General features: G+C 67.1%; 2 protein-coding genes. Both read right to left on the minus strand.

The window, feature by feature from the left end:
- On the minus strand, positions 1-1,687 hold a 1,687-nt coding region (hypF, locus tag JCM25143_RS14840), incomplete at its 3' end, for a carbamoyltransferase HypF (RefSeq protein WP_025861793.1).
- On the minus strand, positions 1,687-2,672 hold a 986-nt coding region (locus JCM25143_RS14845; RefSeq protein WP_025861794.1), incomplete at its 5' end, for a nickel-dependent hydrogenase large subunit. The genes JCM25143_RS14845 and hypF, both read right to left, overlap by 1 nt.

A 2,672-nucleotide genomic window follows, 5' to 3' on the forward strand; every position in this document is an offset into this window, starting at 1 on the left:
CTGTGTCCAGATGTGCCAGCAGCATCCGCCATGGCTCACGCGCTGCGCGGTCTGCGCCGGGCATGGGGACGCGCGCCAGCCGCCCGGCATGATAGGCCGTGCGGTAGTCGCACAGCAGGGCCTCGCACCCCCATGCCGTGCCATCTGGGCCAAGGCCCGTGCCATCCAGCGCCAGACCGATTACGGGGGCGGTGTCAGGCCCCAGCCCATGCTCGGCCATGCAGGCGGCAATATGCGCATGGTGGTGCCAGACCGTGTGTAGCGGCAGTGCCATCTGCTGGCTGAGCGCTGCCCCAAGGCGGTGGCTGATGTAATCGGGGTGGGCATCAACCGCGACAAGGGCGGGGGTCAGGCCAAACAGGGTGCGATAATCCGCCAATGCCTGCCGGGCAGTTTCTTCCACCCCCTGTGCCTGTAGGTCGCCCAGATGGTGCGATAGCAGGGCCTGCCCGTTCTGTGTCAGGCAGAAGGCGGCTTTCAGGTCTCCGCCCATGGCTAGCACGGGGGGGAGGGTTTCAAAGCCTGCGGGCAGGGGCAGGCGGCGGGGAGCCAGCCCCCGTCCGCGCCGCAGGGTCATGGTGTGGCCCGCGACAATGGCGCACACGCTGTCATCCAGCCGCCGGGCAATGCGGCGGTCGTGGTAAAGCCAGCCATCGGCTATGCCTGCGAGGTCGTGCAGGGCCTCGGCGTCTTCAATGACCTGTGGCGCACCGCTGCGGTTGCCACTGGTCATGACCAGTGGCTGGCCTATTTGTGCCAGCAGCAGGGCGTGCAGCGGCGTATAGGCCAGCATCAGGCCCACGCGGTCCAGACCGGGGGCAAGGCTTTCTGGCAGGGCAGCGGTTGTGCGCACGGTTACAATCGGGGCTGCGGCATCGTGTAAAAGATGCAGTTCCGCCGCGCTGGGGGCGGCAAAGGCGCTTGCGGCGGCTGTATCAGCCACCATCACGGCCAGAGGTTTGGTGGGGCGGTGCTTGCGCGCGCGTAAGGTGGCAATGGCGGCGGTATCTGTTGCCAGACAGGCCAGATGATACCCACCCGTGCCTTTTATGGCCAGAATACCGCCTGAGCGCAGCAGGCGGGCGGCGCTGTACAGCGGGTCTTCTCCCGGTGTGGCGGGGCCAGTGTAGCGCAGGCGTGGCCCGCAGGCGGGGCAGGCCACTGGCTCGGCATGAAAGCGCCGGTCCGCCGGGTTTTCGTATTCTGCCCGGCAGGCAGGGCACAGGGTGTACGGGGCCATGGTGGTGTTGGCCCGGTCATAGGGAAAACCGGTAACAATGGAAAAACGTGGGCCACAATCGGCGCAGCAGGTCAGGGCGTACCGCCAGCGCCGCGTGCCGGGGGTGTTTATATCTGCGCGGCAGGCGGGGCAGAGTGCGAGATCTGGCACAATGCCGCTGTGCAATGCGCCCGCCTCGCTCGTGGCGATGGTAAAGGACCCGGTAAAAAACCGTTGGTCTGGCGTGCGGGTTACGCTATCCACATGGGCGTGGGGCGGGCCTTCACGCAGGGCGTCCATCAGGCTGTCGCGCTGGGCTTTGGTGCCGGTGGCAAGTACTTCCACATGGTCGCCCCGGTTGCGTACCTGCCCTGCCAGAGCAAGGGCGTGCGCCTTGCGCCATACAAAGGGGCGAAATCCCACCCCCTGCACGCTGCCGGTGACGGTCATCCGCTCGGTGGCGCGCATCAGTGCACCGTGCAGGCCATGCAGGGGTCGAACGAGCGCACGATATGCTGCACGGATAAAGGCGTATGCTCGCCGGGTCTTACGGGCGCGCCTTCCAGTGCGCGTTCCAGCGGGCCGGGCACGCCCTGCGCATCCCGCGGGGAGAAGTTCCATGTTGTCGGGGCAATGATCTGATACCCCGCGATATGCCCGTTTTCCACGTGCAGCCAGTGGCCGAGCGTGCCGCGCGCGGCCTCGGTAAACCCGGTGGACTGGCCATTGGCCAGCGTGCCATGTGGCACGCACCATGGTGCACCCGGTTCAAGCTGGTGCACCCAGCGCTCCATCAGCAGCGGCAGGGCGGCCATTTCGATCAGGCGTGCCATCACGCGTGAAAACACGGTGCCGCCATCGCGCGCGACCAGAGCGCGGATCAGCGGCTGGCCGCGCACAAGCTGCCGGGCTATGGCCCCGGTCTCGAATGGTCGCCCGGCCAGACGCGGGGCCTTGCACCATGTATAGGCCGTGCCATCGCGCAGGTGGGGCACGGTTGTGCCTTCAGCGGGCGGGTGCACGCGCTCATGGTCGCGCAGATGGGCGAAAGCGTGGTCTTCCGTAATGTCCTGCGCGGTGAAGGGCAGCACCGCGTCGTCCGCCACGATCCCGGCGGGCCAGAGCGGGGCGGGGTTATGGGGGTCGCGCCCGCCGGGCCATGCGCCGCAGGTCAGGAATTGATCATAGGCCCGGCCCAGTGTGGAGAGTTCGAGTGTTTCGGCAATGTCTAGAAACAGGCCGAAATCGCTTGCCCCGCCATGCTGGCGCCATGTGTGCAGGGCCGTGCAGTCCGCCAGTTCCACAACCGTTTCGAGCGAGACGCCAAACAGGTTGTTTTCAAGATCAGCCCGAACACCGGCCAGAATACCGCTCAGGCGCTGGCAGGCCTCGGCATCGACCCCGCGTGCGACCCCGCCGGGCTGGATGGCCAGTGTGTGCGGCCAGTGCCCGG

Origin of the sequence: Acetobacter papayae JCM 25143 (assembly GCF_000613285.1) — a bacterium.
Taxonomy (GTDB): domain Bacteria; phylum Pseudomonadota; class Alphaproteobacteria; order Acetobacterales; family Acetobacteraceae; genus Acetobacter; species Acetobacter papayae.